Source organism: Halomonas sp. H5, assembly GCF_050613175.1.
GTDB lineage: Bacteria > Pseudomonadota > Gammaproteobacteria > Pseudomonadales > Halomonadaceae > Bisbaumannia > Bisbaumannia salifodinae.
Window position 1 is genome coordinate 1,912,072 of record NZ_CP192510.1, and the last position, 25,561, is coordinate 1,937,632.

Consider the following 25,561-nt stretch of genomic DNA (forward strand, 5'->3'; position numbering starts at 1 on the left):
TGCCGGGCCGGGCGAGTGCGCGGGGCAATCAGTGGGAGGTCATCCGCAGCTCATCGCCCGCCCCCTCGAGAGTGAAGCGGCCCTCGTCGAGGGCCTCGACCCAGTCCAGGGTCGCCGCGATGCCGCCGAAGGGGTAGAAGTGAAGGCGCAGGTCGTCCGGGGCCGCCTCGGCCAGGGCCAGCAGCTGGCGCGTGGGTGGTTGGGGGCGAGCCAGCTTGAAGAGTCGCTTGCCCTGACGGGCCAGGGCGGTACGGGAGGCGCCGATACCGCAGGAGAGGGCGTATTTCCACAGGGTGGCCAGGCTCGCCGGCCCCGGCAGGCCGGCGCGAATCGGTAACGCCAGGCCCTGGTCGTGGAGCCGCTGCCGCCAGGCCAGCAGCGGCTCGGCATCGAACAGGAACTGGGTCACCAGCCAGGCCTCGAGGCCATGGCGGGCGGCATAATCGCGTTTGGTCGCCAGGGCCGCGTCGAGGGTGGCGGTATCCGCCTGGGGGTGCCCCTCGGGGTGGCCGGCCATGGCCAGGCGGTGGATGCCGTGGTCGCGCAGATTGACCGCCTCGAGCAGGGCCAGGCTGTCGGCATAGGGGCCGTGAGGGGCGGCCAGGCTGCCGGCCAGCAGCAGCACCCCGTCGACCCCGGCGCGGTGGGTCAGCCCCAGCAGCCAGCTCTCCAGGGTGTCGCGGTCGGGGATGGCCCGGGCCACCAGGTGGGGAATGGGGTCATAGCCCTGGGTCTTGAGGCGCTCGGCGGTGGCGATCACCTCCTCGAAGGGGTGGCCCGGCAAGTGGGTAATATAGATCTGGGTGCCCGCCGGTGGCGGACGCGAGGTCAATGCCTCGGCGGTGCGTGGGGTCACCTCCAGGGACCAGTCGCGCACCAGGTGGCGCAGGCCCTCATGGGGGTCGTCTGCCGCGGGGCGCTCGGGGCGGGTGCCCCCGAGCAGGCCGGGGGCGAGGTCATCGAAGCGGTTCATGGGGCCGGTCATAGGGCGGAGTCCTGGCCGCGGGAGCGGGCGGTCTCCCGGGCGCTGGGATTGACCGAGGCACGGAAGGGCAGCGCCACGACCCGCGCCGCCACGGGCTCGCCGGGGCGCTCGGCATAGGGCTCCGGCAGCCAGACCCGCAGCGGCGTCTCCAGCGCCTGATGGGTGACCGGCACATAGCCCATGGCGATATTGGTGCCCAGCTCCGGCGAGTACCAGGGGGAGGTGACATAGCCGATGGGCTCGTCGTCCTGGCTGGCGGAGATCAGCCAGAAGTCGGGGGCATAGTCGTCGATGGGATGGCCACCCAGCACCAGCCCCACCAGGGTCTGCCGGAAGGGGTAGCGCCCCTGGTCCAGTTCGGCGCGCACCGCCTCCAGGGCGCCGCGACCGATATAGTCCACAGCCTTCTGGCGGGGCACCTGATAGCCCAGGTTGCACTGGAAGGGCAGGGTCTCCTGATCCAGGTCCTGCCCCCAGGAGAGGATGCCGGCGGCGATACGCCGATGGTGGGCGGGGGCGATCACCGCCAGCTTGTGCTTCTCCCCGGCCGCCAGCACCGCCTCCCAGAGGGTTTCGGCGTGAAGGCTGGCATCACGCAGGTAGATCTCGTAGCCCTTCTCGCCGGTGAAGCCGGTCTGGGAGACCACCACCGAGCAGCCGGCGATGTCCGCCTCCAGCAGGCCATAGTAGGGCAGGGCACGTACTTCCTCGCCGACCAGGTTCACCAGCAGGGCCTCCGACTTGGGGCCCTGGATCTGCAGCGGGGCCACGTCGATCTCGCCGATGCTGACGTCATAGCCCAGCCCCAGGTTGACCCCGCGCAGCCATAGCTCCAGGTCGCTGTCGGAGATCGAGAACCAGAACTCGTCCTCGGCCAGGCGCAGCAGCACCGGGTCGTTAATGATCCCTCCCTCCTCGTTGCAGAGGATCACGTACTTGCCGTGCAGTGGGGCGATGGCGCTGGCGTTGCGGGTGATGACCTTGTCGACGAAGGCCTCGGCATCGGGTCCCTTGACGCGAATCTGACGCTCCACCGCCACGTTCCACAGGGTCACGTCTTCCACCAGGGAGCGATATTCCACCATGGCGCCGCCGTCCTCGGGGCGCACATAACCCCGCGGGTGGTACATGCGGTTGTAGACGGTGGCCCGCCAGCAGCCCGCCTCCTGGGAGAGGTGCCAGTAGGGCGACTTGCGCACCCGGGTGGAGATCAGCAGTTCGGTGGGGGTGGGACCGGACTGGCGCAGGTTGATGGGGACGCGCCGCGGCGTCTGGTCGATGCTCTGACACTGTTGGCGGGCGTAGCGCAGGCGTGGGCTCAGATTGGTGATGGTCGCGTCGGACATGGCACACCTCCCGGGGGTTGCCGTGGCTCTCCCTGGCAGTGTGTGTCGCTTCATGGGCGGCGAATGTGCTGATTGCGACGCTGCTGCCGCCGAAGGTGTTCTTATTGCGACCTGGGAGCCCGACAGGCTTCTAGACTGTAGGGGCATGTCGGCGATGGGGGGCTGCCCCGGGAGGTGAGTCATGAGTGCGAATTATACCGGCAGCTGCTTCTGCGGTGCCGTGACCCTGGAGGTGAGCGGTGAGCCGGTGGCCATGGGCTACTGTCACTGCGACTCCTGTCGCCGCTGGTCGGCGGGGCCGGTCAATGCCTTCAGCCTGTGGCGGCCGGAGAGCGTCAAGGTGACCCAGGGGGCGGAGCTGCTGGGCAGCTACGCCCAGACCCCGGCCAGCCAGCGTCAGTGGTGCACCCGCTGCGGCGGCCATGTGATGACCGAGCACCCGGCGATGGGGCTGATCGATGTCTATGCCGCGGTGATCCCCGACCTGCCCTTCGCCCCCAGGCTGCATGTGCACTACCAGGAGGCGGTGCTGCGCATCCATGATGGGCTGGACAAGATGAAGGACGTGCCGGCGGCCATGGGGGGCTCCGGCGAGACCCTGCCCGAGTAGGTGGCGTGGGGAGGAATTAACGCCCCAGCAGGCGCAGGACTTCCTCGTCGGAGGTTTGATCGAAGTGCCGGTACCACTGTCCCACGGCGGCGAACTGGCGGGGCTGGTGCAGGCAGACCAGGGTGTCGACCCGTGTCGCCAGGCGCGCCAGGGCCTCCGGGGCGGCCACCGGTACCGCTACCACCAGCCAGGCCGGGCGTGCCTGGCGCACCGCCGCCACCGCGGCTTCCAGGGTGGCGCCGGTGGCCAGGCCATCATCCACCAGGATGACCTGACGCCCTTCCAGCGGTGGTGCCGGGACCTCGCCCCGATAACGCCGTCGGCGGCGTTCCAGCTCGGTGGTTTCGGCCTCGATCACCGCCTGGACGTCGTCCTCGGAGAGGCGCAGGGCGCGGATCATGGCATCATCCCGGTAGCAGACCCCGCCCTCGGCGATGGCGCCCATGGCCACCTCCGGGTTCCAGGGCAGGCCCAGCTTGCGCACCAGCCAGACGTCGAGGGGCGCCTCCAGGGTCTGGGCGATCTCCCAGGCCACCGGCACCCCACCCCGGGGCAGGCCCAGGACGATGGGGGCGGGGCCCTCGGGCAGGGCGACAACGCGCTCGGCCAGCTGGCGGCCGGCATCGTGACGGTCGGCGAAGGGCGAGAACATGACGTGACTCCTGGGGACCTGACGGAAGAGGGGCCTGATTGGAGCCTATGCCAGGCACCGAGGCTTGGCAAAGCGGTGCCGTGAAAAGTTGAGTGCGCCACTTGGTTATGGCCGGGCGGACGGGGTTATACTGGCGGCCACCGGGCTGCCGGTAGCCATTTATAGCGAGATATGGAGTCGATCGTGATCGAAGGGGTAAAGCATATCGTGGCCGTGGCCTCCGGCAAGGGCGGCGTCGGCAAGTCCACCGTGACCGCCAACCTGGCCCTGGCGATGGCCGCCGAGGGTTATCGGGTGGGTTTGCTGGATGCCGATATCTATGGGCCCAGCCAGGCGCGGATGCTGGGCATCGGCGAGGGCGTGCGGCCCCAGCAGGCCGGTGAGAACCGTTTCCGGCCGCTGGAGGCTCACGGCATCCAGGCCATGTCCATGGCCTTCCTGGTGGATATCAACGAACCCATGGTGTGGCGCGGTCCCATGGTGGCCGGCGCCTTCCAGCAACTGCTGACCCAGACCGCCTGGGACGACCTGGACTATCTGTTTATCGATATGCCACCGGGCACCGGCGATATCCAGCTGACCCTCTCCCAGAAGGTGCCGGTGGCCGGCGCGGTGATCGTCACCACGCCCCAGGACATCGCCCTGCTGGATGCCCGCAAGGGCATCGAGATGTTCCGCAAGGTCAAGGTGCCGGTGCTGGGGGTCGTGGAGAACATGAGCCTGCACACCTGTTCCCGGTGCGGCCATAGCGAGCCGATCTTCGGTGAGGGCGGTGGCGAGCGGCTGACGGCTCAATACGAGACGCGCTTGCTGGGACAGCTGCCCCTGGCGCTGTCGATTCGTGAGCAGGCCGATGGCGGGCGTCCCACGGTGGTGGCGGAGCCGGATGGCGAGGTGGCGGCCAGCTTCCGGGCCATGGCCCGCCAGGTGGCCGAGAGTGTCGCGGCCCAGGCCGAGGCGGGGCCGAGCATCTCCTTCGGCGATTGAGCGCCACGGCGTGGTTTTTATTCCCGGGCAGGGCCGTTATCATAGCGGCCCTTCTTCGTTTGCCACCCAGTGGATGTCCCGATGAGCATCAAGTCCGATTCCTGGATCCGTCGCATGGCCGCCGAGCACGGCATGATCGAACCCTTCGAGGCCGATCAGGTGCGCTACGTCGATGACCGGCGGGTCATCTCCTATGGTACCTCCAGCTACGGCTACGATGTGCGCTGCGCCGACGAGTTCAAGGTGTTCACCAATATCCACTCGGCGGTGGTGGACCCCAAGGCCTTCGATGACAAGAGCTTCGTCGACATCAAGGGCGATGTCTGCATCATCCCCCCCAACTCCTTCGCCCTGGCCCGTACCGTGGAGTACTTCCGCATTCCGCGCAGCGTGCTGACCATTTGCCTGGGCAAGTCCACCTATGCGCGCTGCGGGATCATCGTCAATGTGACGCCGCTGGAGCCGGAGTGGGAGGGTCATGTGACCCTGGAGTTCTCCAATACCACCAACCTGCCGGCCAAGATCTACGCCAACGAGGGCGTCGCCCAGATGCTCTTCCTGGAGTCCGACCAGGTCTGCGAGACTTCCTATCGGGACCGCGGCGGCAAGTATATGGGCCAGCGTGGGGTGACCCTGCCCAGGACCTGAGCCGACCCGGCTGCGCCGAGAAGAAAGCTTGAAGAGCGGCGCTTCGCGCCTGGAAGCTTGAAGCTGGAAGAAAAATCGCCCCCATGGCCTGGCCATGGGGGCGATTCACGTTAGGCTGCTTTCCAGCTTCCAGCTTCCAGCTTCCAGCTTCCAGCTTCCAGCTTCCAGCTTCCAGCTTCCAGCTTCCAGCTTCCAGCTTCCAGCTTCCAGCTTCCAGCTTCCAGCTTCCAGCTTCCAGCTTCCAGCTTACTGCTCGGGGGCTTCGTCCAGCTCCTCGGCGGCATCCTGATGGGAGAGCCTGAGGCCCTGGGGTGGCAGGGGGGTGCCGTCCAGGGTGGGGCCTTCCGCCTCGAGGCGCAGGCGCCCCTCGAGGAACCAGCGCACCGCGATGGGATAGATCAGGTGCTCCCGGGCGTGAACCTTCTCCTTGAGGGCGGCCTCGTCGTCGCCCTCGCTCACCGCCACCGCGGCCTGAAGCACCACGGGGCCGCCATCCAGCTCCTCGGTGACGAAGTGCACGCTGCAGCCGTGCTCGGCGACGCCGTCCGCCAGGGCCCGGGCATGGGTATCCAGCCCCTGGTAGGCGGGCAGCAGCGAGGGGTGGATATTGAGCAGGCGGCCGTAGAAGCGCTGCACGAAGCGCGGCGTGAGGATGCGCATAAAGCCCGCCAGCACCACCAGGTGAGGCTCGTGGCGCTCGATCACCTTGATCAGGGCGCCATCGAAGGCCTCGCGGCTGTCGTACTCCCGGTGGGGCAGCGCCACCGCCTCGATGCCCGCCTCCTTGGCGCGCTTGAGGCCGTAGGCGTCGGGCTGGTTGGAGATCACCGCGACGATCTTGCCGCCGCCCAGCTCGTCATAGCCCTGGGCGTCGATCAGTGCCTGGAGGTTGCTGCCGGAGCCGGAAATCAGCACCACTACCCGGGGCGGCTCCGCCGCCTCCGGGGTAAAACCGTTGAGGATATCGCCGTCGCTCATGCCTCGAGGTTCTCCAGACGCACCTGGGGCTCCTCGCCATCACGGGTGACGATCTCGCCCAGGCGGTAGACGGTCTCGCCCTGGGCCTGCAGATGGGCGCGGGCCTGATCGGCCTGTTCGGCGGACACCACCAGCACCATGCCGATGCCGCAGTTGAGCACCCGGTACATCTCCTCCTCGGCCACATTACCCTGTTCGCGCAGCCATTCGAAGACCGCCGGGCGGGTCCAGCTGGCGACATCGACCCGGGCGGTGAGGTTCTCGGGCAGGACCCGCGGCAGGTTCTCGGTGAGGCCGCCGCCGGTGATATGCGAGAGGGCGTGGACCGCCACGCCGCTCTCCTTGATCAGCGACAGCAGTGGCTTGACGTAGATGCGGGTGGGCGCCATCAGCGCCTCGGCCAGGGGGCGGCCGTCGATGGTGGTGTCGAGGTCGGCGCCGCTCACCTCGAGGATCTTGCGAATCAGCGAATAGCCGTTGGAGTGGGGGCCGGAAGAGGCCAGGCCCAGCAGAGCGTCGCCCTCGGCGACCCGGCTGCCGTCGAGGATCTCGGCTTTCTCCACCACGCCGACGCAGAAGCCGGCCAGGTCATAGTCGCTGCCCTCGTACATGCCCGGCATCTCGGCGGTCTCGCCGCCCACCAGGGCACAGCCCGCCTGGTGACACCCCTCGCCGATGCCGCTGACCACGTCGGCGGCGATGTCCACATCGAGCTTGCCCGTGGCATAGTAGTCGAGGAACAGCAGCGGCTCGGCGCCGGCCACCACCAGGTCGTTGACGCACATGGCCACCAGGTCGATGCCGATGGTGTCATGCTTGCCCAGGTCCATGGCCAGGCGCAGCTTGGTACCCACGCCGTCGGTGCCGGAGACCAGCACCGGCTCGCGATAGCCACTGGGCAGCTGGCAGAGGGCGCCGAAGCCGCCCAGGCCGCCCATCACCTCGGGGCGGGCGGTGCGCTTGGCGACGCCCTTGATGCGCTCCACCAGGGCATTGCCGGCATCGATATCGACGCCGGCGTCCTTGTAGCTCAGCGAGGTGGGTCGAGTAGGGGAGGAGTCGGACGGGCTGCGGGTCATGACGAGTCCTGTGGAGTAGATTGAGCGGATCAATAGGCGCAAGATTGTAGCACTCCCCGGCGGGGCTCGCATCGCCCAGCGTGCCGGAGAGTGCCCAAGGATGTGGTTTCGAACGAGGGAGGCGAGGAATGCCCAGGTATTGGTGGTTGGCGGTCGTGGCGGTCGCCCTGGTGTGGCTGCTGTTTGCCCTGCAGTCGATGTTGATGCCCTTCTTCGTCGCCATGGTGGTGGCCTACCTGGGGGACCCCCTGGCCAATCGCCTGGAGCGCCTGGGGCTGTCGCGGCCCCTGGCGGTGAGCGGGGTCTTCCTGGTGCTGTTGCTGGTGGTGGCCCTGGGGCTCTTGATCCTGATCCCCTTGCTGGTGCAGCAGGTGCGCCAGTTCACCCAGGCGGTGCCGGCGATCATCGATTGGGTGCAGACGGTGCTGGGCCCCCAGGTGCGGGCCTGGACCGGCTATGATCCCAGTGCCGAGCTGGAAAACCTGCGTGAGACCCTGACCGAGCACTGGCAGCAGGCCGGCGGGGCCCTGGCCCAGGTCCTGGGCCAGGTGGGGCGCTCCGGCATGGCCTTCGTCAGCTGGATCACCTATGTGTCGCTGATTCCGGTGGTGGCCTTCTACCTGCTGCTGGACTGGCGGCGCTTGATGCAGAGCATCCGTAACCTGCTGCCACGCCAGTGGGAGCCGGACATCATGCGCCTGGCCGCACGCTGTGATGAGGTGCTGGCGGCCTTCCTGCGCGGCCAGTTGCTGGTGATGCTGTGTCTCGGGGTGGTCTATGCCCTGGGGTTGACCCTGATGGGCCTGCGCTTCGGCTTGTTGATCGGCCTGTTGGCCGGGCTGGCCAGCATCGTGCCCTTCCTGGGTTTTATCGTCGGTATCGCCGCGGCCTTGGTCGTGGCCTTCTTCCAGTTCGGCAGCTGGCTGGCGCTGGCCGGCGTGGTGGTGGTGTTCTGCATCGGCCAGGTGCTGGAGAGCACGGTACTCCAGCCCAAGCTGCTGGGCGACCGCATCGGCCTGCATCCGGTGGCGGTGATCTTCGCCGTGCTGGCCGGCGGCAACCTCTTCGGCTTCACCGGGGTGCTGCTGGCGTTGCCGGCGGCGGCGGTCATCATGGTACTATTGCGGGAGGTCAACGACCGCTATAAAAACAGCACCTTATATGATGCCGCCCGGCATGGGTGCGGCGACGAGGAGAGCCGATGAAACCCGGGGCCGCGCAGCTGCCGCTGGGGGTGGGCATGCGCGACGATGCCACCTTCGCCAACTTCCTGCCAGGCGACAACGCCCCCCTGGTGGAGGCGTTGCGCCATCAGCTCGATGACGCCGGTGAACCCTTCCTGTTCCTGTGGGGCGGCGAGGGAGTGGGGCGCAGCCATCTGCTCCAGGCCGCCTGCCACGGCGCCGGCGACCGCGATCGCCGGGCCCTCTACCTGCCCCTGGGGGAGCTCTGGCACTTCCCGCCCCATATGCTCGAGGAGATCGAGCGGCTCGATCTGGTGGCCATCGACGATCTCGACCGGGTGCTGGGCCGCAAGCGCTGGGAGGAGGGGCTCTTTCATGCCTTCAATCGCCTGCGCGATGCCGGCAAGCGTCTGATCATCTCGGCGCCGGCGGCGCCGCGGCAACTGCCGGTGACCCTGCCCGACCTGGCCTCGCGGCTGACCTGGGGCATGACCTTCCATGTCAAGCGCCTGGATGACGATCAGCGCCTGGAGGCGCTCAAGCTAAGGGCGCGGGTGCGGGGCATGCAGCTGCCCGACGAGGTGGCGCGTTATATCCTGCATCGCGGCCCTCGGGCGCTGGGCGAGCTCTGCCTGGCCTTGGAGACCCTCGACCGGGCCTCCCTCTCGGCGCAGCGCAAACTGACCATTCCCTTCGTCAAGCAGGCCCTGGGCTGGTAGCGCCTTTCGTCAGGCCGGCGCGGGGCCTGAGGGCTAGTCTCGGCGGCATAGCTGTTCGGTGGAATACTTGAAGGAGTTGAGCACGTCTTCCTGGGTAAAGCCGTGTTCCGTCAGGGTCTGCTCCCAGGCATTGGTCGTCTTGTAGGCAGCCAGCACCTCGTTGACGCCGTCGCGTAGCGCCTCGGCCTCGGGGCCGAAGGCGAAGCCACCCCAGCTGCGAACCTCCTCGCCGTCGACCCGGGGGTCGACGAAATCCAGTGCCGCCTCCACCGCCTGGCTCCGTTGATCCAGGGCGGTCACGGTCAGGCCGGTGGCGGCATAGGCGTCGGCGTCGCCGGCGGCGATCACCTCGATGGCCTCCTCGTTGCGGGCGATGGCAACGATCTTCTCTTCTGCGACCCCCAGGGCCATCAGGATCTCCCGCTGGTCGGCGCCACCCATTACCGCCACCCGATAGTCGTTGCGTCCGGCGAAGTCGTCGTAGGCCTGGAGTTCCAGGGGATTGCCGGCGGCCACCAGCAGGCCTTCACCATAGGTGGTATTGGGCTCGGAGTAGAGGATCGACTCGCAGCGCTCCGGGAGGATCGCCATCTCGGCGGCAGCCATGTCGAAGCGTCCCTCCCTGAGCCCCGGGATCAGGTCGCCGAAGTCGGTGGCGACCCACTCGATCCGCTCGATACCCAGTTCGTCGACCAGGTGCCTGGCCACCTCGGGGCCGGCGCCCCGTCCCTCGCCATCCTCGTCCAGGTAGCCGTAGGGCACCTCGTTGGCCACCGCGATGCGAATGCTGCCGCGTTCGCGGATCTCCTCCAGGTCGGCGGCCGTGGCGGCCTGGGTGACGGCGGCAAGGCTCAGCAGCAGGGGGGGCAGGGCCCAGCCCGGCGCCTTGGTGATACGCATGGTCAATCCTCCCGGCGACTCTTATGGGCCCCCATGGCGGCATGGGGGCGAGGAATCCCTATCCTGGCCTCAACATAGGAGACGGCGGTGGCTTGCGCCACTGGCTCAGCGACGCAGGTTGACCCGGGTGGTCTGGCCGTTGCGCAGGCGTATCTGATGGAGGATCAGCGGGCTGCGCTCGCCATTGGGGAGGCCGACGCTGCCGGAGACATAGAAGTCGCCCGGCGGTAGCTGCGCCGCCTCGAAGCGCCCCTGGCCGTCGGTGCGCACCCGATGGGTATAGGCCTGGGCGCGGGGGTCGGCGCGCTCCACCGCCCGCCCGGCCAGTGCCTGCTCGGCGGCTTCCGCCGAGTAGGCGGTGACCGGGGCGATGGAGACGGTCTCATGGCGGCCATAGTGGCGGCCGCCGGGGCCGTCATAGAAGAGCTGGCCGCTCAGGCGGGCCGTGCCCTGGGTTGGCAGGGCGCGATACTCGGCCTCGGAGAAGGCCACCCGGCGCGGCACTCGGCCCGGCTCCGGGGGCCGTTCCGGGTCGGGAGTGATGTCGCGCACCTCGATACGGCGGGTATCGGTGTCCATGGGGGGCAGCATTTGACAGCCGGCCAGAATCAGGCCAAGGCCGACAACGGCAAGGGCGTGGCGCATCGTCTCTCCTTCTGGTGCTGGATGGGGCGTCCCTGTGCGGGACGAGTATTGCAGGCGGGCGCCGCCCTGGGTAGGGCGGCGGACTATGCTATCGATAAGTTTCCTCGATTAGCCGGCCAGGGAGGCATCGCTTAGGCTGGGATCGATAGTTTTTAACTAAAGTAGGAGGAGAGAATGAGCGCCACGCGAATCGAGCGGGACAGCATGGGGGAGCTCGAGGTCCCGGCCTCGGCCCTTTACGGTGCCCAGACCCAGCGGGCGGTGAACAACTTCCCGATCAGCGGTCACGCCATGCCGCCGGCCTTTATCCAGGCGGTGGCCCGCATCAAGGCCGCCTGTGCCCGGGTCAATGCCGAGCTGGGGTTGCTCGACGCACCCCGGGCCGAGGCGATCCGCGAGGCGGCCGAAGCGATCCTCGCCGGCCGCCATGATGACCAGTTTCCGGTGGACGTCTATCAGACCGGCTCCGGCACCTCCACCAATATGAACGTCAACGAGGTGATCGCCCATCTGGCCAGCCGCGGTGGCCTGGAGGTGGGGCCCAATGATCATGTCAATATGGGGCAGTCCAGCAACGACGTCATCCCCACGGCGATACATCTCTCGGCGGCCCTGGCGGTCCGCGACGAGCTGTTGCCGGCCCTGGCGCACCTGCGCGGGAGCATCGACACCAAGGCCGGGCAACTGCACGAGGTGATCAAGACCGGGCGAACCCACCTGATGGATGCCATGCCGGTGCGCATGAGCCAGGAGCTGGGGGCCTGGTCGGCCCAGGTGGCGGCCAGCGAGGCACGTTTCCAGGACGCCATGACGCGGCTGTGTCGCCTGGCCCAGGGCGGCACCGCCGTGGGCAGCGGCATCAATGCCCACCCCGAATTCGCGGCCCGGGTGGCGCGGGCGCTCTCCGAGGCGACCGGCCTGCCGCTGAGCCCCGCCGATAGTCACTTCGCCGCGCTCGCCTCCCAGGACGCCGCGGTGGAGCTCTCCGGGCAGCTGCGTGGCCACGCCTGCGTGGTGTTGAAGATCAGCAATGACCTGCGCTGGATGAATTCGGGGCCCCTGGCCGGACTCGGCGAGATCGAGCTGGAGGCCCTGCAGCCCGGCAGCTCGATCATGCCGGGCAAGGTCAATCCGGTGATTCCCGAGGCCGCCGCCATGGCCGCCGCCCAGGTGATCGGCCTGGATAGTGCGGTGACCGTGGCGGGGCAGAGCGGCAACTTCCAGCTCAATGTCATGCTGCCGCTGATCGCCAATAACCTGCTGTCGGGGATCCGACTGATGAGCAACGCCAGCCGGCTGCTGGCCGACCGCGCCATCGCCACCTTCAGGGTGCGGGAGGCGAGCCTGGCCGAGCCCCTGGCCCGCAACCCCATCCTGGTCACCGCCCTGAATTCGGTGATCGGCTATGACGCCGCGGCGACCATCGCCAAGCGGGCCTACGGCGAAGGGCGGCCGATCCTCGAGGTGGCCGAGGAGGCCACCGAGCTCTCCCGGGAGGAATTGGAGCGGCTGCTGGATCCCGCCAGGCTGGCCGATGGGGGGCTGCCCGAGGCCTGAGCTCGGGGTCAGGCCTCGCTGGCCTGGGCCGGTGGGATGTCGTCGCTTTCCTCGCCGCCGGCGATATGCAGCGCCACATCGTGGCTGGCCATCAGCTGGCAGATAGCCTGGGGCGGCCGGCGGTCGGTGAAGAGGGCGTCGATCTGGGTGATACGGCCCTGGCGGACCACGGCATTGCGATGGAACTTGGAGTGGTCGGCGATCAGGTAGACCTGGCGGGAGTTATGGATGATCGCCTGGGCCACCCGCACCTCCTGGTAGTCGAACTCCAGCAGGGAGCCGTCCTCGTCGATGCCGCTGATGCCGATGATGCCGTAGTCCACCTTGAACTGGTTGATAAAGTCGATGGTCGCCTCGCCGATGATGCCACCGTCCCGGGAGCGCACCTGGCCGCCGGCGATGATCACATTGAAGTCCTCCTTGTGCTGGAGGATGGCCGCCACATTGAGGTTGTTGGTGATCACCTCCAGGCCCTGATGGTCGAGCAGGGCCTCGGCGACCACTTCGTTACTGGTGCCGATATTGATAAACAGCGAGGCGCGATCGGGGATCTTGCCGGCCAGCAGGGCGGCGATGCGCCGCTTGGCGTCCAGGTTGAGGGTCTTGCGGGTCTGGTAGGCGGTGTTCACCGTGCTCGATTCGAGGCCGGCACCGCCGTGCACCCGGCGCACCAGGCCTTCGTCGGCCAGGGTGTTGAGGTCACGACGAATGGTCTGGGGCGTGACCCCGAACTCCTGGGTCAGCTGCTCGATGGAGGCATAGCCCTGGCGCTTGATCAGGGTCAGGATGGCGTCGTGTCGCTTGTGCTGAATCATGGCATCGTCGCTGTCGGTCGGTGGGCGGCATGGCGCCATTATATTAGCAAGCCTGGCGGCATCGGTGGCCCGGGGAGATCACTTCCGCGACCAGGGCCTGCCTAGGGCGCTTCCCCGGGGCGGACGCTACCACCAATATGTTCCCAACTGACTGATCATAGGGATTTTTTAACTAGGGGCTTGCATTTTATCGGCGAGTGCGTAGAATACGCATCCGTTGCCAGGGCAAGCCTCGGGTAACGGCGAGTTGTAGGACCATAGCTCAGTTGGTTAGAGCGCCACGTTGACATCGTGGAGGTCAGCGGTTCAAATCCGCTTGGTCCTACCAAATCTCGTTTCAGTTTCAGGACCATAGCTCAGTTGGTTAGAGCGCCACGTTGACATCGTGGAGGTCAGCGGTTCAAATCCGCTTGGTCCTACCAGATCCCGGCGCCCCGTGACTTCGGTCACGGGGCGTTTTCGTATGGGCGAAGAAAAGGTCGTATAAAAAAGGGGGCGGCCCAGGCGGGCCGGCCCTTCACGATCATCGGTCATTTTCAGAAGGCGGCCGTACCAATTGAGCGGGTCTAACGCCCATGGTGCTGACGGCTCCTGACAGCCTCGTATCAGTAGTCGCCCTCACCAGCTTCGACTATGCTCATACGCGTGTGCACCAAAGCCAAGTGTGGGTATGGCGGCGGATTTAATTTTCTCTTAGGTGAGACACGCTGCATTGGTTTTATGAACGACGTCCTCCAAAGCCTGTTTCAGTTGTTCGAGTCTGCGCCCGTTCTCGTCGCGGCCTATGATGGCTTTGACAGACTTCGATACGCCAACAAGGCGTTTCGATCAGCCTACTTCATCGAGCCGGACGAGACGCCTTTCTGGCCTGATCTGATGAGGCGAAACCACTGCGCCAAACGAGGCACCGTCATTCGCGCTGCGGACTTCGAAGAATGGCTGATCTCCACGCAGTCGCGCCGGGGAAAGGTCGGCTTCAGAGCCTTCGAAACCGATCTTTTCGACGGCCGCTGGCTCTGGATGACAGAGACGGTTCGGGAAGACGGCTGGATGCTGTGCATTGCCACCGATGTTACGGACCTGAAGGCCAGTACACGTGAGGTTCGGCAGGACCGGGACCTGGCGATCAAGGCTTCATACACCGACGAACTGACCGGGGTTGCCAACCGCCGGTTCGTGACTGCCCGAATTGAGGAGATGCTGCAGCGGCAAGACACCGATGAAGCGTCATCACTCGGCTGCCTGTGCGTACTCGATATCGACCACTTCAAGGGCATCAACGACCAGTTTGGCCATCACAACGGTGATCTGGTCCTGAAAGACTTCGCAAGGCGCATTCACCGGCTCGTCAGGCGCACGGACTGCTTTGGTCGCGTCGGGGGGGAGGAATTCGTCCTGGCTCTTCCAGCCACTTCCCTTGAGCAGGCAAGGCTCATCGTCGAGAGAATGCTCGTCGGTGTGCGCAAATCGCGACCGCTCAAGGATAGGTCGGACTGCAAATACACCTTCTCAGTCGGCGTTGCGGCTGCGCAACCTGGGGATACTCCGATCAGCCTTTTTGCGCGCGCGGATCGAGCCCTTTATATGGCCAAGCTTGCCGGTCGGGATCAGATTCACATAGACGATGCCGCGTTCGATCGATCGGGGAAAATAGGATAATGGTCACGCAACCCCAGGCTGGGCTGTATCACCAAGCACTTCGTCAAGGGTTTTGCAGCGGGGCTGTGATATCTGCGAATCGGGCCGGGATGGCCGGTGAGGCGGCCCCGCTGGTTTTGAGAAGTATCACCCCGGCTTATTCATAAGGCGCTCCAGGTCGCTATGGGCCTGGAAGATCGCCACCAGGGCCTCGATGCCCGCCTGGTCCTCCGGGGTAAAGCGCCCCCGGTGGGGGCTGTCCAGGTCCAGGACGCCCCACACCTCACCGTCATGGATAATGGGTACCACCAGCTCGGCCCGGGAGGCGGCGTCGCAGGCGATATGGTCCGCCACCGCGTGGACGTCGTCGATGCGCTGGGTCGTGCGGCTTCGTGCCGCGGCGCCACAGACGCCCTGGCTGAAGGGGATCGGGGTGCAGGCGGGCTTGCCCTGGAAGGGGCCCAGCACCAGGGTCTGGGGGCGGCGCTGCAGATAGAAGCCGACCCAGTTGAGGCCGGGGATCTCCTGCATCAGGAAGGCACAGGTCTGGGCACCATTGGTCAGGGGGTCGCGATCATCGAGCAGGGCGGCCAGCTGGCGCCCCAGCAGGGCGTAGTTGCTCATTATCTCTCTCCTAAAAGGCCACAGGGCCGACCCGGGATGGGTCGGCCCTGTGCCTGGCGGTGGACGACTTACTGCCAGCCGGGCACCGCGCCGCCGTCGAACAGCTCCAGGGCCTTCTCGGCCACCTCGTCACTCTGGTAGGCGGAGACCAGCTGTTGAATCTCCTCGCGCTCCTCGTCGCCGGCACGCACCGCGATCAGGTTGACGTAGGGGGACTCGGGGCCCTCGCTCAGCAGGGCGTCCTCCAGTTGCAGGCCGGCGGGCTGGGCGAAGGTGTTGTTGATAAAGGCCAGGTCCACGTCGGGCAGGACCCGCGGCAGCTGCGCCGCCTCGATCTCACGGAATTCGAAGCCGTGGGGGTTGTCCGCCACGTTGACCGGGGTGGCCTCGAGGTTCTCCGGGTCATCCAGGGTGATCAGGCCGCTATTGTGCATCAGGATCATCGCCCGGCCGCCATTGGTGGGGTCGTTGGGCAGGGCGATCAGGGCGCCCTCCGGCAGGGTCTCGATGCTGCCGTGCTTCTCGGAATAGGCGCCGATCGGGTAGACGAAAGTGTAACCGGCGACGGCCAGGTCGTAGCCGCGGTCCTCGATCATGCTGTCGAGGTAGGGGGCGTGCTGGAAGGCGTTGGCATCCAGGCTGCCGTCGGCCAGGGCGGCATTCGGCGAGACGTAGTCGGTGAACTCGATGATCTCCACGTCCAGGTCGTAGCGCTCCTTGGCCAGGTTGACCGCCACTTCCATGACCTCGGATTCCGGGCCGGACATGGTGCCCACCTTGATGCTGCGGGTCTCGGCGTCGTCGCTGCCGCAGCCGGCCAGCAGGGCGCTGCCGAACAGGGTGGCGCCGATCAGGGTCGGGCGCAGCCAGGTAGCCAGGGGTCGTTGCATGGTGAAGCTCTCCTTGTGTCCAGGAAGTGCCGGCGGGCCGGCGTGAATGTCACTTGTGGTTGGCGCGGCGCACCAGGGCGTCGCCGAGGCTCTGGAAGCCCTGCACCATCACCACCAGGATCGCCACGGTGATCAGCATCACCAGGGGGTCGAAGCGATTGTAGCCATAGCGGATGCCCAGGTCGCCCAGGCCGCCGCCGCCCACGGCGCCGGCCATGGCCGAGTAGCTGACCAGGGTCACCACGGTGATGGTGAGGCCGGTGATGATGCCGCCCCTGGCCTCCGGTAGCAGGACCTTGGTGATGATCTGGTAGGGGGTGGCGCCCATCGACTGGGCGGCCTCCACCAGGCCCGGGGAGAGCTCGTTCAGCGAGCCTTCCACCAGGCGCGCCACGAAGGGGATCGCCGCCACGGTCAGCGGCACGATGGCGGCATTGGTGCCGATGGAGGTGCCGACGACCACTCGGGTAAAGGGGATGATCGCCACCATCAGGATGATAAAGGGCACCGAGCGGCCGATATTGGTGGCCATGCCCAGTATCTGGTTGAGCAGTGGCCGGGCCAGGATTTGCCCCGGGCGGGTCACATAGAGCAGCACTCCCAGGGGCACCCCCAGCAGGGCCGAGATCACTCCCGAGACGCCCACCATATAGAGGGTGTCCAGGGTCGCCTTGAGAATCAGATCAAGCATCGCGCTGGACATGGCCGAGCACCTCCACGTCTAGGTCATGGGTTTCGAGATAGGCGATGGCCCGGGCAGTCTCCTCGGCGCCGCCGATCAGCTCGGCGATCATCAGCCCCAGGGTGCGCTCCTGAATCGACTCCACCTTGGCCTCGAGGATGCTGACGTCGATGCCGCACTCCCGGGCCAGTCGCGAGATCAGCGGGGTGGAGACGGCGTCGCCGCCGAAGGCCAGGCGCACCACCGGGTGGGTGTGCTCGCCGGGAGTGGCCTCCAGGCGTTCCACCAGCGCCGCCGGCGGCTCGAGTTGCAGGAAGTCGTTGAGGAAGTGGCGGCCCAGTTCGGTGCGCGGGGCGGTGAAGAAGTCACCCACCTCGGCCTCCTCGACCAGCTCGCCGCCGGAGATCAGCCCGACCCGGTGACAGATGCGCTTGACCACCTCCATCTCATGGGTGATCAGCAGGATGGTCAGGCCCAGCTTGCGGTTGATGTCCTGCAGCAGGTCGAGGATGGCGCCGGTGGTCTGGGGGTCGAGGGCCGAGGTGGCCTCGTCGCAGAGCAGCACCTTGGGGCGGCTGGCCAGGGCGCGGGCGATGGCCACCCGCTGCTTCTGGCCGCCGGAGAGCTGGGAGGGGTACTGATCTCGCTTGTCGGCCAGGCCAACCAGCTCCAGCAGCGGCAATACCCGCTCACGGATCTCCTTGCCGCTTACGCCCATCAGCTCCAGGGGCAGGGCCACATTGGCGTAGACGGTGCGCGAGGAGAGCAGGTTGAAGTGCTGGAAGATCATGCCGATCCGATGGCGGGCCTGGTTGAGGGCCGCGCCGCTCAGTTCGCTGAGCTCCTGGTCGTCGACCCGCACGCTACCGGTGGTGGGGCGTTCCAGCAGATTGACGCAGCGAATCAGCGTCGACTTGCCGGCCCCGGAGAGGCCGATCACCCCGTAGATGGTGCCCTTGGGGACCTCCAGGTCGATATCCTTCAGGGCCTGGACGGCGCGCTCGCCGCTGCCATAGGTCTTGGAGAGGTTGCTGAGTCTGATCATGGGTCCCGTGGACTGGTGGGGGCGCCGGGCGGGCGGGCAGTCTCAGGGCAAAAAAAAGGCCACCCTGGCGGGTGGCCATCAACGCTGGACACACCCTTTTAGCCGCACTTACCACCCCCTCGAGAGGGGGCGGCGGCGCCCGCAATCCGGGTACAAATCGGCGCCTGAAATGAATGAGCGAATGCTAGTGGTTGTTGAATGGGCTGTCAATGACAGTTCGGGCCAAGTTATCGTCGATGACGCCTTCTTGCAGAAAATATTACTGCCACTGGCCGGGCTGGCCCAAGGAATCTCGTCGAATGAGCGGGTGGGCGCCTCGCTCGCGACAGGCTGGTAAACTAGGTCCCTGTCCGGGGCCGCGACGGCGGGCCCGCTTCATTCTGGCTCGGGAGTCGAGATGTTTACTGGAATCGTACAGGGCACCGCCACGCTGGTCGAGGTCGTCGAGAAGGAGGCCTTTCGCACCCATGTGGTGGCGCTGCCGGAGGAATTGCGCGAGGGCCTGACCCTGGGGGCCTCGGTGGCCCATAACGGGGTCTGCCTGACGGTGACCGCCATCGACGGCGAGCGGGTCAGCTTCGATCTGATGCGCGAGACCCTGCGCCTGACCAACCTGGGCGGCCTGGCGGTGGGGGAGAGCGTCAATATCGAGCGGGCCGCCCGCTTCGGCGACGAGATCGGCGGTCATGCCATGTCGGGGCATGTGATCTGCATGGCCGAGCTGACCGCCATCGAGGAGGCGCCCAACAATCGCCGCCTGTGGTTCCGCCTCCCCGAGGCCTATGGGCGTTTCCTCTTCGACAAGGGCTATATCGGCGTCGATGGCATCAGCCTGACCATCGGCGAGGTGCGCCAGGCCGAGGACGGGCCGAGCTTCTGCGTCAACCTGATTCCCGAGACCCTGGCGCGGACGACCCTGGGGCAGCGCCGCGAGGGTGACCCCGTCAATATCGAGATCGACCCCCAGACCCAGGCCATCGTCGAGAGCGTGGAGCGGCTTCTCGACGCCCGTCTGCCCAGGGGCGCCTGACCAAATCGTCAAGCCTGCGTTTGCGGTGGGGGATGGCGCCTTCAGCGGTCATTGCTTATACCTGTATAACGCTGGGAAAAGCGGCCCTTATTGGCGGTGGCCGACGCGCATTGCGTCTCGCGTCGGGCCACCGCTTTGGGTAGTATGTGCGGCTTTTCCGCCTCTTGACCATTTACGCAAGCGCACGGGGCCCCCGATGCTGAAACGACTGCTGGACGACCACTTCAAGCTCAGCGAGCACCACACCACGATCCATACCGAGGTCATCGCCGGGATCACCACCTTCCTGACCATGGCCTATATCATCTTCGTCAACCCGAGCATTCTCGCGGAGACGGGAATGGATTATGGGGCGGTCTTCGTGGCCACCTGTCTGGCGGCGGCCATCGGCTCCCTGATCATGGGAGTATGGGCCAATTACCCCATCGCCCAGGCGCCGGGCATGGGGCTCAACGCCTTCTTCACCTATGGCGTGGTGCTGGGCATGGGCTACAGCTGGGAGGCGGCCCTGGGGGCGGTATTCTTCTCCGGTTTCATCTTCCTGCTGCTGAGCATCTTCAAGGTGCGCGAATGGATCATCAACTCCATTCCGCTGTCGTTGCGCCTGGGTATCGCCGCCGGTATCGGTCTCTTCCTGGCGATGATCGCCTTGAAGAATGCCGGCATCGTGGTGGCCGATCCGGCGACCTATGTGGCCCTGGGCGACATGACCCAGCCGCCGGCCATCTATGCCATGCTGGGCTTCTTCGTGATCACCGCCCTGGCCTATCTCCAGGTTACCGGGGCGGTGATGATCGGCATCCTGGGCATCACCATCCTGGCCATGGTACTGGGGCATAACGACTATGCCGGCCTGATGTCGATGCCGCCCTCCATCGCCCCCACCTTTATGGCGCTGGACCTGGCCGGGGCCTTCGACGTGGCCATGCTCAGCGTGATCTTCGCCTTCCTCTTCGTCGACCTCTTCGACACCTCCGGCACCCTGGTGGGGGTCGCCCATCGCGGCGGCCTGCTGGACAAGGACGGCAAGCTGCCGCGCCTCAACCGGGCGATGATCTCCGACAGCAGCGCCTCCATGGCCGGCGCCGTGCTGGGGACGTCCACCACCACCAGCTATATCGAATCCACCGCCGGCATCGCCTCCGGCGGGCGCACCGGCCTGACCGCCGTGGTGGTAGCCATCCTCTTCCTGGTGAGCCTGTTCTTCGCGCCCCTGGCCGGGTCGATTCCCGCCTATGCCACCGCCGGGGCCCTGCTCTACGTGGCCTCGCTGATGGCCGGCAGCCTGGCCCATGCCAACTGGGAGGACGCCACCGAGGCGGCGCCGGTGCTGATCGCCGCCCTGGCCATGCCGCTGACCTTCTCGATTGCCGAGGGCATCGCCCTGGGCTTTATCAGCTATGTGGCCATCAAGGCCCTGGCCGGGCGCTTCCAGGACCTCAACCCCGCGGTGGTGATCCTGGCGCTGCTGTTCGCCCTGAAATTCCTGTTCCTTGATTGAGAGAGCCGATGAGCATCTACGGTGATTACATCAAATCGGTGATTCGTACCGTCCCCGACTGGCCACAGCCGGGGGTCAACTTCCGCGATATCACCCCGCTGTTACAGAACAGTGCCGCCTTTCGCAAGCTGATCGACAGCTTCGTGCATCGCTACCAGGAGATGGATCTGGACGCCATCGCCGCCATCGATGCCCGCGGTTTCATCATCGGCGCGCCCCTGGCCTATGAGTTGGGCTGCAGTTTCGTGCCGGTGCGCAAGAAGGGCAAGCTGCCGTTTCGCACCGTCAGCGAGACCTATACCCTGGAGTATGGTCAGGCCGAGGTGGAGCTGCATGCGGACGCCTTCCAGCAGCACGATCGCATCCTGATCATGGATGACCTGATTGCCACCGGCGGTACCATGCTGGCCGCCGCCAAGCTGATCACCCGCTGCGGTGGTCAGGTGGTGGAGACCGCCACCATTATCGACCTGCCCGAGCTGGGCGGCTCCCAGAAGATTCGCGAGGCCGGCCATAGCGTCTTCGCGGTCTGTTCCTTCACCGAGGACGAATAACCTCGTCCTCTCCTCTGCTTTACCGGGTTATCGATCATGAGCGCCAATCGCTATCAGCAACACTTCACCGTCTCCTGGGATCAACTGCACCGGGACGTACGGGCCCTCTGCCACCAACTGGTGGAGCGCGACTTCAAGGGCATCGTCGCCATCACCCGGGGCGGGCTGATCCCCGCCGCCCTGATCGCCCGGGAGCTTAACGTGCGCCTGATCGACACCATCTGCATCAAGAGCTACGAGCATATGGAGCAGGGTGGGCTCGACGTGATGAAGGGCGTCGATCACGATGGCGAAGGCTGGCTGCTGGTGGATGACCTGGTGGATACCGGCAAGACCGCCCGCAAGGTGCGCGAGATGCTGCCCAAGGCCCATTTCGTTACCGTCTATGCCAAGCCGGAGGGGCGTCCCCTGGTGGATCAGTGCCTTACCGAAGTGGCCCAGGACTGCTGGATCCAGTTCCCCTGGGACATGGGCATCGCCTATGTGCAACCGTTGGTGGAGCAGGTGCGCAAGGGCGATGATGCCTGATCGTCTCCCCGACGAGGCGCCGCCCCGCGGCGATGATACCGTCAGCGAAGTCAGTGAAGAGAGTTGGCCGATGTCAGGATCCCCGCTTCCCGAGAGCTGGAATCGCTTCCTGGGCCCGGAATTCCAGGCCCCCTATATGCAGCAGCTGCGGGACTTTCTCGCCGCCGAGAAGGCCTCCCGCAAGGTGATCTATCCTCACTCCAGCCACTGGTTTCGTGCCTTCGAGCTGACCCCGCTGGAGCGGGTCAAGGTGGTGATCCTGGGCCAGGATCCCTACCACGGGCCCGACCAGGCCCATGGGCTGTGCTTCTCGGTGCGCCCGGGCGTGCCCACGCCGCCCTCCCTGGTCAATATCTACAAGGAGCTGGCCGGCGACCTGGGGGTGAGCCCGGTGAACCACGGCTTCCTGGAGCCCTGGGCACGCCAGGGCGTGCTGATGCTCAACAGCGTGCTGACGGTGGAGCAGGGCAACGCCGGCGCCCATCGCGGGCGGGGCTGGGAGAGCTTTACCGACCGAGCCATCGCCACGGTCAACGAGCAGTGCGAGGGCGTGGTCTTCCTGCTGTGGGGGAGCTATGCCCAGAAGAAGGCGGCCTTCGTCGATCGCAACCGCCATCTGGTGCTGCAATCGCCGCATCCGTCGCCGCTCTCCGCCCACCGCGGCTTCTTCGACCAGCGTCACTTCTCCCAGGCCAATGCCTTCCTCGAGGCCCGTGGGCGTGGCGCCATCGACTGGCAGCTGCCCCCGAGCCCATCTAACGAAGCGCCGACGTGAGGGAGGCGTTGAGAGGCCGCCTGGCGGCCTCGCCAGCGTCGACGACCCTTAATCTGACGGCGCCATGCGGCTGAGATGCTGCGCCATTCGACCAATATTATCGCTATTTTTTCAAGGGCCTCCCTATGCGCGTTCATGCCATCCAACACCCCCTGGTCAAGCACAAGCTGGGCCTGATGCGGGCCGCCGACATCAGCACCAAGAGCTTTCGCGAGCTGGCCGGCGAGGTCGCCAAGCTGCTGACCTACGAAGCGACCCAGGACCTGGAGCTGGAGACCATCGAGATCCCCGGCTGGAGCGGCGAGCCCCTCGAGGTGGAGCAGTTGAAGGGCAAGAAGGTCACGGTGGTGCCGATCCTGCGCGCCGGGCTGGGCATGCTGGATGGGGTCACCGACCTGATCCCCAGCGCCCGGATCAGCGTGGTGGGGCTCTATCGCAACGAAGAGACCCTGGAGCCGGTGCCCTATTTCGAGAAGTTCACCAATGATATCGCCGAGCGCCTGGCCATCGTCATCGATCCCATGTTGGCCACCGGCGGGTCCATGGTGGCGACCCTGGATATGCTCAAGGAGCGCGGCTGCCGGCAGATCAAGGTGATCGTGTTGGTGGCGGCGCCGGAGGGCATCGCCAGGGTGCAGGCCGCCCACCCGGACGTGGAGATCTATACCGCGGCCATCGATGAGCGCCTCGATGAGCACGGCTATATCGTGCCCGGCCTGGGGGACGCCGGCGACAAGATCTTCGGCACCCGTTGATGCCTGGCCTTACCCCGGCCGATCCCGCCCCGGGGCCTGCCTGATACACCCCGCAACCCAGCGCCCCTGACACGTCCAGGGGCGTTTTTATGGAGACTCGCCATGACTGACTCCTCGGCGGCCGTTCCGCGCTCGGCCGACTCCCTGCCCAGGACGCTGTTGACCGGCGTCCAGATGCTCTTCGTGGCCTTCGGTGCCCTGGTGCTGGTGCCGCTGCTGACCGGCCTCGACCCCAGCGTGGCGCTGTTTACCGCCGGGGCCGGCACCCTGGTGTTCCATGCGGTCACCAAGGCCACGGTGCCGGTCTTCCTGGCCTCGTCCTTTGCCTTTATCGCGCCCATCCAGGGCTCGGTGGCCAGCTTCGGTGTCTCGGCGACCCTGGGCGGCCTGCTGGCGGCGGGGCTGGTCTATGTGGTCATCTCCCAGGCGGTGCGCCTCAAGGGCACCGCCTGGCTGCATCGCCTGCTGCCGGCGGTGGTGGTGGGGCCGGTGATCATGGTGATCGGCTTGGCGCTGGCACCGGTGGCGGTGAGCATGGCCAGCGGCGAGACCAGCGAGCATATCGGTTACGCCCAGGCGATTACCCTGTCGATGATCAGCCTGCTGGTGACCCTGGTGCTGGCGGTCTTCGGCCGCGGCCTGCTGCGCCTGATTCCGATCATGGGCGGTATCCTCAGCGGCTATCTGCTGGGGCTGGCCATGGGGGTGATCGACTTTACGCCGGTGCATGAGGCGGCCTGGCTGGCGCTGCCGTCGTTCACCGCGCCGAGCTTTCACTGGGCGGCGATCCTGTTCATGATCCCGGTGGCCATCGCCCCGGCGGTGGAGCATATCGGCGATATGGTGGCCATCGGCTCGGTGACCCGCAAGAATTACCTGGAGACGCCGGGGCTGCACCGCACCCTGCTCGGAGATGGCCTGGCCACCGTCACGGCGGCACTGTTCGGCGGGCCGCCGAACACCACCTACTCCGAGGTGACCGGCGCGGTGACCCTGACCCGCGCCTTCGATCCGCGGATCATGATGGTGGCGGCGGGGGCGGCCATCGTACTGGCCTTCGTGGCCAAGCTGGGCGCCCTGCTGCAGACCATCCCGGGGCCGGTGATGGGCGGCATCATGACCCTGCTGTTCGGCTCCATCGCCGTGGTGGGCATGAATACCCTGGTGCGCGCCGGCCACTCCCTGACCGCCCCCCGCAACCTGGTGGTGATCTCGCTGATCCTGGTCTTCGGCATCGGCGGCATGCAGCTGGGCGGCGGCCAGTTTACCCTCCAGGGGGTGAGCCTGGCGGCCCTGGTGGGCATCGTCCTTAACTGGGTATTGCCGCCGGCCAAGGAAGAGGTTTGAGGTAGGTCGGACAAGTGAGCCGAGAGTGCAGGATGCACTCTCGGCATATTCGGTTTCTGGTGATCAGGCGTGATGCTGCTCGGTGCCTCCTATCGGAGAAGGAGGGCGGCGGCCTTGTATTAGCGGCGCTGACTCAGCGCGCGATACGCCAAGTATGATCAGGCGTGGTGCTGCTCGGTGCCTCCTATCGGAGAAGGAGGGCGGCGGCCTTGTATTAGCGGCGCTGACTCAGCGCGCGATACGCCAAGTATGATCAGGCGTGGTGCTGCTCGGTGCCCCCTATCGGAGAAGGAGGGCGGCGGCCTTGTATTAGCGGCGCTGACTCAGCGCGCGATACGCCAAGTGTGATCAGGCGTGATGCTGCTCGGTGCCTCCTATCGGAGAAGGAGGGCGGCGGCCTTGTATTAGCGGCGCTGACTCAGCGCGCGATACGCCAAGTATGATCAGGCGTGATGCTGCTCGGTGCCCCCGTCGGAGAAGGAGGGGGGATTATTCGCGCTGACGATCACGCATTCGTTGTCGCTCATATTGCGGAAGCGATGGGGCTGGCGTGAGTCGAAGTAGTAGGCGTCGCCGGCGGTCAACAGCTGTACCTCGCCGCCCACGGTGAGCTCGATGGTACCGGAGATGATCACGCCGCCTTCCTCCCCCTCGTGTTCCAGCATCTCCTCGCCGGTGTCCGCGCCGGGGGGGTAGTGCTCATGGATGATCGACATGCTGCGATTGGGGCGGCGAGCCCCCACCAGTTTCCAGGAGAGGGTGCCGTCGCCGATCTCGGTGAGTTCCTCGGCCCGATAGAAGACCTGCTCCTGGCTCAGCCCTTCGCCGGCGAAGAATTCGCTGATCGAGACCGGCAGGGCATCGAGGATCTTCTTCAGGGAACTGACCGAAGGGCTGACGCTATTCTGTTCGATCAGGGAGATGGTGCTGTTGGTTACCCCGGCCCGCTTGGCCAACTCTCGCTGGGATAGCTGGCGTGCCAGGCGCAACTGCTTGAGACGCTCGCCGACGTCGAATCCACCCATGGGTTCCAAGTCCTTATGTTGAAGATCTTTGACATAGCATACCCGCTTACGTCCATGAACAT

27 protein-coding genes and 2 tRNA genes are annotated in these 25,561 nt (G+C 66.3%); 16 read left to right on the top strand and 13 right to left on the bottom strand.

Annotated elements, in window-relative coordinates; genetic code table 11:
- Positions 1 to 28: 28 nt before the first annotated feature.
- Both ACQ1W9_RS08925 and ACQ1W9_RS08930 read right to left on the bottom strand, forming a co-directional pair.
- On the bottom strand, positions 29 to 985 hold the full coding sequence (locus tag ACQ1W9_RS08925) for a methylenetetrahydrofolate reductase (RefSeq protein ID WP_431026252.1): 957 nt from the start codon (positions 983 to 985) through the stop codon (positions 29 to 31).
- Positions 982 to 2,331, bottom strand: coding sequence for a glycine cleavage T C-terminal barrel domain-containing protein (locus ACQ1W9_RS08930; RefSeq protein WP_431026253.1), 1,350 nt, complete (start codon positions 2,329 to 2,331; stop codon positions 982 to 984). The genes ACQ1W9_RS08925 and ACQ1W9_RS08930 overlap by 4 nt, the downstream gene beginning before the upstream one ends.
- Positions 2,332 to 2,512: 181 nt before the next feature.
- Between ACQ1W9_RS08930 and ACQ1W9_RS08935 the strand changes: the two genes are divergently transcribed.
- Entirely contained in the window at positions 2,513 to 2,941 is a 429-nt protein-coding gene (locus ACQ1W9_RS08935) for a GFA family protein (protein WP_346062237.1), read from the top strand.
- A gap of 16 nt (positions 2,942 to 2,957) precedes the next feature.
- Here ACQ1W9_RS08935 and ACQ1W9_RS08940 read toward each other — a convergent pair whose 3' ends face one another.
- Positions 2,958 to 3,593, bottom strand: a complete 636-nt coding sequence (locus ACQ1W9_RS08940; RefSeq protein WP_431026254.1) for a phosphoribosyltransferase — start codon at positions 3,591 to 3,593, stop codon at positions 2,958 to 2,960.
- 186 nt (positions 3,594 to 3,779) lie between these two features.
- On the opposite strand from ACQ1W9_RS08940, the gene apbC reads away from it, so the two are divergent.
- The gene (gene apbC / locus ACQ1W9_RS08945; RefSeq protein WP_346062501.1) at positions 3,780 to 4,580 is read left to right on the top strand and encodes an iron-sulfur cluster carrier protein ApbC; all 801 of its coding nucleotides are present in this window, start codon (positions 3,780 to 3,782) and stop codon (positions 4,578 to 4,580) included.
- Positions 4,581 to 4,661: 81 nt separating this feature from the next.
- Positions 4,662 to 5,228 (top strand): dCTP deaminase, encoded by a 567-nt coding sequence (gene dcd / locus ACQ1W9_RS08950; protein WP_346062239.1) that lies wholly within the window; start codon positions 4,662 to 4,664, stop codon positions 5,226 to 5,228.
- Positions 5,229 to 5,474: 246 nt separating this feature from the next.
- On the opposite strand, the gene purN is transcribed toward dcd, so the two are convergent.
- Positions 5,475 to 6,206 (bottom strand): phosphoribosylglycinamide formyltransferase, encoded by a 732-nt coding sequence (gene purN / locus ACQ1W9_RS08955; RefSeq protein ID WP_431026255.1) that lies wholly within the window; start codon positions 6,204 to 6,206, stop codon positions 5,475 to 5,477.
- Entirely contained in the window at positions 6,203 to 7,285 is a 1,083-nt protein-coding gene (purM, locus tag ACQ1W9_RS08960; protein WP_431026256.1) for a phosphoribosylformylglycinamidine cyclo-ligase, read from the bottom strand. The genes purN and purM overlap by 4 nt, the downstream gene beginning before the upstream one ends.
- Positions 7,286 to 7,413: 128 nt before the next feature.
- Here purM and ACQ1W9_RS08965 point away from each other — a divergent pair, with 128 nt between their 5' ends.
- Both ACQ1W9_RS08965 and hda read left to right on the top strand, forming a co-directional pair.
- Complete coding sequence (locus ACQ1W9_RS08965) at positions 7,414 to 8,490, top strand: AI-2E family transporter (protein ID WP_431026257.1); 1,077 nt, start codon at positions 7,414 to 7,416, stop codon at positions 8,488 to 8,490.
- Positions 8,487 to 9,188 (top strand): DnaA regulatory inactivator Hda, encoded by a 702-nt coding sequence (hda, locus tag ACQ1W9_RS08970; protein WP_431026258.1) that lies wholly within the window; start codon positions 8,487 to 8,489, stop codon positions 9,186 to 9,188. Before ACQ1W9_RS08965 ends, hda begins: the two co-directional genes overlap by 4 nt.
- 33 nt (positions 9,189 to 9,221) lie before the next feature.
- Here hda and ehuB read toward each other — a convergent pair whose 3' ends face one another.
- On the bottom strand, positions 9,222 to 10,088 hold the full coding sequence (gene ehuB / locus ACQ1W9_RS08975) for an ectoine/hydroxyectoine ABC transporter substrate-binding protein EhuB (protein ID WP_431026259.1): 867 nt from the start codon (positions 10,086 to 10,088) through the stop codon (positions 9,222 to 9,224).
- 105 nt (positions 10,089 to 10,193) lie between these two features.
- Complete coding sequence (locus ACQ1W9_RS08980) at positions 10,194 to 10,733, bottom strand: carboxypeptidase-like regulatory domain-containing protein (RefSeq protein WP_431026260.1); 540 nt, start codon at positions 10,731 to 10,733, stop codon at positions 10,194 to 10,196.
- A 174-nt stretch (positions 10,734 to 10,907) separates the two neighbouring features.
- Between ACQ1W9_RS08980 and ACQ1W9_RS08985 the strand changes: the two genes are divergently transcribed.
- Positions 10,908 to 12,290, top strand: coding sequence for a class II fumarate hydratase (locus ACQ1W9_RS08985; RefSeq protein ID WP_431026261.1), 1,383 nt, complete (start codon positions 10,908 to 10,910; stop codon positions 12,288 to 12,290).
- Between the two features lie 8 nt (positions 12,291 to 12,298).
- Here the strand turns inward: ACQ1W9_RS08985 and ACQ1W9_RS08990 are convergent, their stop codons facing one another.
- On the bottom strand, positions 12,299 to 13,105 hold the full coding sequence (locus ACQ1W9_RS08990) for a DeoR/GlpR family transcriptional regulator (protein ID WP_431026262.1): 807 nt from the start codon (positions 13,103 to 13,105) through the stop codon (positions 12,299 to 12,301).
- A 251-nt stretch (positions 13,106 to 13,356) separates the two neighbouring features.
- On the opposite strand from ACQ1W9_RS08990, the gene ACQ1W9_RS08995 reads away from it, so the two are divergent.
- The 3 genes from ACQ1W9_RS08995 to ACQ1W9_RS09005 all read left to right on the top strand — a co-directional run bounded on the left by ACQ1W9_RS08995 (position 13,357) and on the right by ACQ1W9_RS09005 (position 14,764).
- A tRNA-Val gene (locus ACQ1W9_RS08995) sits at positions 13,357 to 13,433 on the top strand.
- A 17-nt stretch (positions 13,434 to 13,450) separates the two neighbouring features.
- Positions 13,451 to 13,527: transfer RNA gene (locus ACQ1W9_RS09000), tRNA-Val, on the top strand.
- Between the two features lie 298 nt (positions 13,528 to 13,825).
- On the top strand, positions 13,826 to 14,764 hold the full coding sequence (locus ACQ1W9_RS09005; protein WP_431026263.1) for a GGDEF domain-containing protein: 939 nt from the start codon (positions 13,826 to 13,828) through the stop codon (positions 14,762 to 14,764).
- Positions 14,765 to 14,890: 126 nt separating this feature from the next.
- On the opposite strand, the gene ACQ1W9_RS09010 is transcribed toward ACQ1W9_RS09005, so the two are convergent.
- The 4 genes from ACQ1W9_RS09010 to ACQ1W9_RS09025 all read right to left on the bottom strand — a co-directional run bounded on the left by ACQ1W9_RS09010 (position 14,891) and on the right by ACQ1W9_RS09025 (position 17,984).
- Positions 14,891 to 15,367: a GAF domain-containing protein gene (locus ACQ1W9_RS09010; protein ID WP_431026264.1), complete on the bottom strand. Its 477-nt coding sequence runs from the start codon at positions 15,365 to 15,367 to the stop codon at positions 14,891 to 14,893.
- 68 nt (positions 15,368 to 15,435) lie between these two features.
- Positions 15,436 to 16,257, bottom strand: coding sequence for a MetQ/NlpA family ABC transporter substrate-binding protein (locus ACQ1W9_RS09015; RefSeq protein WP_431026265.1), 822 nt, complete (start codon positions 16,255 to 16,257; stop codon positions 15,436 to 15,438).
- Positions 16,258 to 16,306: 49 nt separating this feature from the next.
- Complete coding sequence (locus ACQ1W9_RS09020; RefSeq protein WP_346062251.1) at positions 16,307 to 16,960, bottom strand: methionine ABC transporter permease; 654 nt, start codon at positions 16,958 to 16,960, stop codon at positions 16,307 to 16,309.
- On the bottom strand, positions 16,941 to 17,984 hold the full coding sequence (locus ACQ1W9_RS09025) for a methionine ABC transporter ATP-binding protein (RefSeq protein ID WP_431026266.1): 1,044 nt from the start codon (positions 17,982 to 17,984) through the stop codon (positions 16,941 to 16,943). Before ACQ1W9_RS09025 ends, ACQ1W9_RS09020 begins: the two co-directional genes overlap by 20 nt.
- Positions 17,985 to 18,381: 397 nt before the next feature.
- Here ACQ1W9_RS09025 and ACQ1W9_RS09030 point away from each other — a divergent pair, with 397 nt between their 5' ends.
- The 7 genes from ACQ1W9_RS09030 (at position 18,382) to ACQ1W9_RS09060 (ending at position 24,474) form a co-directional block, all read left to right on the top strand.
- Positions 18,382 to 19,014, top strand: coding sequence for a riboflavin synthase subunit alpha (locus ACQ1W9_RS09030; protein ID WP_431026267.1), 633 nt, complete (start codon positions 18,382 to 18,384; stop codon positions 19,012 to 19,014).
- A gap of 196 nt (positions 19,015 to 19,210) precedes the next feature.
- Positions 19,211 to 20,515 (top strand): NCS2 family permease, encoded by a 1,305-nt coding sequence (locus ACQ1W9_RS09035; protein ID WP_431026268.1) that lies wholly within the window; start codon positions 19,211 to 19,213, stop codon positions 20,513 to 20,515.
- An 8-nt stretch (positions 20,516 to 20,523) separates the two neighbouring features.
- Positions 20,524 to 21,069, top strand: coding sequence for an adenine phosphoribosyltransferase (locus tag ACQ1W9_RS09040; RefSeq protein ID WP_346062255.1), 546 nt, complete (start codon positions 20,524 to 20,526; stop codon positions 21,067 to 21,069).
- 36 nt (positions 21,070 to 21,105) lie between these two features.
- Positions 21,106 to 21,597 carry a xanthine phosphoribosyltransferase gene (gpt, locus tag ACQ1W9_RS09045; RefSeq protein ID WP_431026269.1) on the top strand — a complete coding sequence of 164 codons (492 nt, stop codon included), beginning with the start codon at positions 21,106 to 21,108 and terminating at the stop codon, positions 21,595 to 21,597.
- A gap of 70 nt (positions 21,598 to 21,667) precedes the next feature.
- Positions 21,668 to 22,372, top strand: coding sequence for a uracil-DNA glycosylase (gene ung, locus ACQ1W9_RS09050; RefSeq protein ID WP_431026270.1), 705 nt, complete (start codon positions 21,668 to 21,670; stop codon positions 22,370 to 22,372).
- 125 nt (positions 22,373 to 22,497) lie between these two features.
- A complete protein-coding gene (gene upp, locus ACQ1W9_RS09055) occupies positions 22,498 to 23,127 on the top strand; it encodes a uracil phosphoribosyltransferase (protein WP_346062258.1) in 630 nt (209 codons plus the stop codon).
- Between the two features lie 102 nt (positions 23,128 to 23,229).
- On the top strand, positions 23,230 to 24,474 hold the full coding sequence (locus tag ACQ1W9_RS09060; protein WP_346062259.1) for a uracil-xanthine permease family protein: 1,245 nt from the start codon (positions 23,230 to 23,232) through the stop codon (positions 24,472 to 24,474).
- 443 nt (positions 24,475 to 24,917) lie between these two features.
- On the opposite strand, the gene ACQ1W9_RS09065 is transcribed toward ACQ1W9_RS09060, so the two are convergent.
- Positions 24,918 to 25,499 carry a cupin domain-containing protein gene (locus ACQ1W9_RS09065; protein WP_431026271.1) on the bottom strand — a complete coding sequence of 194 codons (582 nt, stop codon included), beginning with the start codon at positions 25,497 to 25,499 and terminating at the stop codon, positions 24,918 to 24,920.
- Between the last annotated feature and the right edge of the window lie 62 nt (positions 25,500 to 25,561).

Bases quoted from the DNA above. Each gene is read 5' to 3' on its own strand.
- ACQ1W9_RS09035 (WP_431026268.1), top strand. From the start codon at position 19,211: ATGCTGAAACGACTGCTGGACGACCACTTCAAGCTCAGCGAGCACCAC.
- ACQ1W9_RS08940 (WP_431026254.1), bottom strand. From the start codon at position 3,593: ATGTTCTCGCCCTTCGCCGACCGTCACGATGCCGGCCGCCAGCTGGCC.
- ACQ1W9_RS08980 (WP_431026260.1), bottom strand. From the start codon at position 10,733: ATGCGCCACGCCCTTGCCGTTGTCGGCCTTGGCCTGATTCTGGCCGGC.
- ACQ1W9_RS09005 (WP_431026263.1), top strand. From the start codon at position 13,826: ATGAACGACGTCCTCCAAAGCCTGTTTCAGTTGTTCGAGTCTGCGCCC.
- dcd (WP_346062239.1), top strand. From the start codon at position 4,662: ATGAGCATCAAGTCCGATTCCTGGATCCGTCGCATGGCCGCCGAGCAC.
- upp (WP_346062258.1), top strand. From the start codon at position 22,498: ATGCGCGTTCATGCCATCCAACACCCCCTGGTCAAGCACAAGCTGGGC.
- ACQ1W9_RS08990 (WP_431026262.1), bottom strand. From the start codon at position 13,105: ATGATTCAGCACAAGCGACACGACGCCATCCTGACCCTGATCAAGCGC.
- ACQ1W9_RS08965 (WP_431026257.1), top strand. From the start codon at position 7,414: ATGCCCAGGTATTGGTGGTTGGCGGTCGTGGCGGTCGCCCTGGTGTGG.
- ACQ1W9_RS08930 (WP_431026253.1), bottom strand. From the start codon at position 2,331: ATGTCCGACGCGACCATCACCAATCTGAGCCCACGCCTGCGCTACGCC.
- ehuB (WP_431026259.1), bottom strand. From the start codon at position 10,088: ATGCGTATCACCAAGGCGCCGGGCTGGGCCCTGCCCCCCCTGCTGCTG.
- ACQ1W9_RS09030 (WP_431026267.1), top strand. From the start codon at position 18,382: ATGTTTACTGGAATCGTACAGGGCACCGCCACGCTGGTCGAGGTCGTC.
- ACQ1W9_RS09025 (WP_431026266.1), bottom strand. From the start codon at position 17,984: ATGATCAGACTCAGCAACCTCTCCAAGACCTATGGCAGCGGCGAGCGC.
- gpt (WP_431026269.1), top strand. From the start codon at position 21,106: ATGAGCGCCAATCGCTATCAGCAACACTTCACCGTCTCCTGGGATCAA.
- ACQ1W9_RS08985 (WP_431026261.1), top strand. From the start codon at position 10,908: ATGAGCGCCACGCGAATCGAGCGGGACAGCATGGGGGAGCTCGAGGTC.
- hda (WP_431026258.1), top strand. From the start codon at position 8,487: ATGAAACCCGGGGCCGCGCAGCTGCCGCTGGGGGTGGGCATGCGCGAC.
- purN (WP_431026255.1), bottom strand. From the start codon at position 6,206: ATGAGCGACGGCGATATCCTCAACGGTTTTACCCCGGAGGCGGCGGAG.
- ACQ1W9_RS09040 (WP_346062255.1), top strand. From the start codon at position 20,524: ATGAGCATCTACGGTGATTACATCAAATCGGTGATTCGTACCGTCCCC.
- ACQ1W9_RS09015 (WP_431026265.1), bottom strand. From the start codon at position 16,257: ATGCAACGACCCCTGGCTACCTGGCTGCGCCCGACCCTGATCGGCGCC.
- purM (WP_431026256.1), bottom strand. From the start codon at position 7,285: ATGACCCGCAGCCCGTCCGACTCCTCCCCTACTCGACCCACCTCGCTG.
- ACQ1W9_RS09010 (WP_431026264.1), bottom strand. From the start codon at position 15,367: ATGAGCAACTACGCCCTGCTGGGGCGCCAGCTGGCCGCCCTGCTCGAT.
- ACQ1W9_RS09020 (WP_346062251.1), bottom strand. From the start codon at position 16,960: ATGTCCAGCGCGATGCTTGATCTGATTCTCAAGGCGACCCTGGACACC.
- ACQ1W9_RS09060 (WP_346062259.1), top strand. From the start codon at position 23,230: ATGACTGACTCCTCGGCGGCCGTTCCGCGCTCGGCCGACTCCCTGCCC.
- ACQ1W9_RS08935 (WP_346062237.1), top strand. From the start codon at position 2,513: ATGAGTGCGAATTATACCGGCAGCTGCTTCTGCGGTGCCGTGACCCTG.
- ACQ1W9_RS09065 (WP_431026271.1), bottom strand. From the start codon at position 25,499: ATGGGTGGATTCGACGTCGGCGAGCGTCTCAAGCAGTTGCGCCTGGCA.
- ung (WP_431026270.1), top strand. From the start codon at position 21,668: ATGTCAGGATCCCCGCTTCCCGAGAGCTGGAATCGCTTCCTGGGCCCG.
- ACQ1W9_RS08925 (WP_431026252.1), bottom strand. From the start codon at position 985: ATGACCGGCCCCATGAACCGCTTCGATGACCTCGCCCCCGGCCTGCTC.